Raw genomic sequence first — 2,844 nt, 5'->3', positions numbered from 1 at the left:
CAAATCAATATCCCGCACCACCAGGTCGGACTTGGTGCAGATGAGAATCTCCGCCCCGCTGTCCTTCAGCTGCTCCAACAGCTTGCGTGTGTTTTGAAACTGCTCCTCCTGGGGAAGATAGCCGTCGGTCACCGAGCCGATGACCACCCGCTGTCCCCGGTATTTTTGGGGATTTTTGATCTCCGGCCAGTGTTTTACATCCAGAAAGGTCCCCCAGGGCTCGGTGTGCCCGGTAAAGCGTTTCATAAAGGAGGCGTAGCAGTACCTGCAGCCGTGGGTGCACCCCACATAGGGGTTTACGGAGTAGCCCCCCACCGGCAGATTGGATTTGGTCATGATGTTTTTTGCCTCTGCATCCCGGATCAGGATGCCGTCTTTCATAAGCTCCTCTCCTGTTGACACGACAATCGTCAGCCTTCCACCGCCGGGGCAACTTTTCCAAAGCCGTTCCAGGCATAGAGGCCTTTCCTGCTCTCATCGCCCAGGAACTTGTCTACCTGGCAGATATGCAGGATGTGGTCGCCCACCTCTACAGCCTGCTGCAGAGTGGCCACCATGGCAAGGCGGGTATCCGCGGGAATCTGAATGTCGCTTCCCTCTACGCAGGTCATCTCAATGTGGTTCTCCTCCACCTTGCGGCTGATGGCGCCGGTGGAACTGCCGCAGGCCACCACAGCCTGTTTCAGGCTCTCCCCCGGAACAGTCACGATCACCTTGCCGGTTTCCCGTACCCGCTTGCCGGTTTGGGACTGCTTACCGGCGGCGAAGCCGATCATGGGCGGATTGAAGGACAGATAGGACACAAAGCAGATGGGAGCCAGGTTGGTGGTGCCGTCCTCATTCCGAGAACAGATCAGGGTCAGCGGATTAGGGGAGGTATAGACAGCGGCCTCCATAATGTTCAGCTCTTTCATAAATCAGTGCCTCACTCTCTATCATTTCTGTAATTGACATCCCATTTTAATGCCGATATAATTATTATACTTAGAATAAATAACAGTGCAAGTACGCAGAATATTTGTACTTAGTACGAAAAACCATACTGACAGAGAGAGGGCTGCTCCATGAACCAATCCATGACCTATGAGGAATTTCAAAGCCGAGTGGGCAGCGTCATCCTGACAGAAAGCGGGAACTGCCCAGTCACGCCGGTGGTCCAGATGCTCCAGGGGAAATGGAAGCTCCAGATCATCTACGAGCTGTGTATTCAGTCTCCCATGCGGTTTGGTGAGCTGAAGAAGATGCTCAAACCTATCACTAATACCATGCTCACCAACGCGTTGAAAGAGCTGGAGGGGGACGGTCTGGTGCACCGGGAGCAGTACAACGAAATCCCACCCCGGGTGGAGTATTTCCTGACGGAAAAGGGAACGGATCTGCTGCCAATTTTCTATGCCATCTCCCAATGGGGCATGAAGTATATCCCCTGAGTGAATACTCCCCCAGCGTTTCCTCCAGAATATATGAAACACCGGAATGGTTTGACAGAGGGTCAAACCATTCCGGTGTTTTTCTCTATGTCGGTGGGATGCGGAAAGATTCCTTTTCGCTGTTTCAGGCTGTGCAGTCCAAATCAGTCAGACAAAAATGCCATCAGGTCCTCTTTCTGTGCGGAAAAATCCCGCAGCCCAAGGCCATACAGCTTTCGTTCCGCTTCCTCCTTCATGGAGTAAGTACCCACATGGATAGGCTCACTGGCCGCAAAGACAAAGGCAGCCCCCTCCCGCTCCAGCGAAAACACATCCTTCAAGTTTTCATTGTACACCACATGGCGACGGTCAATGGCCTGCACGATATTGGGGTAACTCCGGCAGGCCCACCGGTACAGTCTGCGCATGCCCTGGGGCTTTCGTACATAGTCCCGGTTCTTGGAAAGAATGACCACCAGCTTCTCACAGCCCTGCTCCAGGGCGCGGCGGACCGGGACGGCGTCGGTAAGGCCTCCAACAAAGTAGGGCACCCCGTTGAGCTCCACCGGATGGCAAGCAACCGGGATGGCGCTGGAGGCCATGATCAAGCGGTAATCGTCCTGCTCCATCATCTCCCGCCCATAGTACTCCGGCAATCCTGTCCGCGCATTTGTGACCACAATCTCATACTCCGACGGATTTTTCATCAGAGCGGGAAAATCCAGCGGATCGTCCCCTTCCCTGCAGGTCAATTCACCATAGATGTACTTCAGTCCAAACAGATCTCCGGTTTTCAGCAGGCTTCTCAGACCAAAGTAATTCGGCGAATGAATATGCTCCGTAAAAAAGCGAAGATTCCGGCCTCTTTGCCCAGCCAGATAGGAAGCCAGGTTGCCCGATCCGGCAGACACACCGATGCAATAATCAAATTTGATCCCATCGTCCAAAAAAGCATCCAGAACCCCGGCGTTATAGGCGCACTTCATCCCGCCGCCCTCCACCACCAGTCCGATCTTCTTGTGTGTATTCGTTGTCAACATCTCCTTATGAGGCAATCCTGACCCTATTCCAGTTCCCCCAGTTTTTTATGATATCGGTCTATAATGTCCTGCAGGGCGATGGTCTGCATTTTTTGTTCGGCAGCCTTCTGGATCTCCTGGTAAAAGTCCGCAATACTCAGCTGCACATAGATCCCCACACCACATTCCGGGTTGATATCAATATCCCAGTGAAGCAGGGGCTTATTGCCCTCAATGGCCCGGTAGACCTCCAACACCGTGATCTCATCCGGACGCCTGGTCAATTCCGCATTGGCCTGTCCCTGGGAGCTGGTGATAATGCCGGCGCTCTTCAGCGCGGCCATCAGCTGCCGGATGTAGGCCGGGTTTGTTTTTACACTCTCTGCAATCTTAGCGCTTGTGAGCCGCTGACCGGC

General features: G+C 53.7%; 5 protein-coding genes. 1 reads left to right on the top strand and 4 read right to left on the bottom strand.

All coding sequences use genetic code 11. The features are described from left to right. Positions 1-381: radical SAM family protein (locus tag ACZ25G_RS07635; RefSeq protein ID WP_463682059.1), on the bottom strand; the 381-nt coding region annotated here is incomplete at its 3' end. 29 nt (positions 382-410) lie between these two features. Then, on the bottom strand, positions 411-914 hold the full coding sequence (locus ACZ25G_RS07630; protein WP_463682058.1) for a flavin reductase family protein: 504 nt from the start codon (positions 912-914) through the stop codon (positions 411-413). Between the two features lie 150 nt (positions 915-1,064). On the opposite strand from ACZ25G_RS07630, the gene ACZ25G_RS07625 reads away from it, so the two are divergent. Next, positions 1,065-1,430 carry a winged helix-turn-helix transcriptional regulator gene (locus ACZ25G_RS07625; RefSeq protein ID WP_463682057.1) on the top strand — a complete coding sequence of 122 codons (366 nt, stop codon included), beginning with the start codon at positions 1,065-1,067 and terminating at the stop codon, positions 1,428-1,430. Positions 1,431-1,573: 143 nt separating this feature from the next. Here ACZ25G_RS07625 and ACZ25G_RS07620 read toward each other — a convergent pair whose 3' ends face one another. Both ACZ25G_RS07620 and ACZ25G_RS07615 read right to left on the bottom strand, forming a co-directional pair. Then, the gene (locus ACZ25G_RS07620) at positions 1,574-2,449 is read right to left on the bottom strand and encodes a patatin-like phospholipase family protein (protein WP_463682056.1); all 876 of its coding nucleotides are present in this window, start codon (positions 2,447-2,449) and stop codon (positions 1,574-1,576) included. A gap of 23 nt (positions 2,450-2,472) precedes the next feature. After that, on the bottom strand, positions 2,473-2,844 hold a 372-nt coding region (locus ACZ25G_RS07615; RefSeq protein ID WP_463682055.1), incomplete at its 5' end, for an Rrf2 family transcriptional regulator.

This window comes from Zongyangia sp., assembly GCF_965361945.1.
Note: the sequence above shows the minus strand (reverse complement) of the source record. Positions and strands in the feature narration are given on the sequence as shown.

What these genes read in the sequence shown, in the direction of transcription:
- ACZ25G_RS07630 (WP_463682058.1), bottom strand. Translation starts at nt 914, where the DNA reads ATGAAAGAGCTGAACATTATGGAGGCCGCTGTCTATACCTCCCCTAAT.
- ACZ25G_RS07625 (WP_463682057.1), top strand. Translation starts at nt 1,065, where the DNA reads ATGAACCAATCCATGACCTATGAGGAATTTCAAAGCCGAGTGGGCAGC.
- ACZ25G_RS07620 (WP_463682056.1), bottom strand. Translation starts at nt 2,449, where the DNA reads ATGTTGACAACGAATACACACAAGAAGATCGGACTGGTGGTGGAGGGC.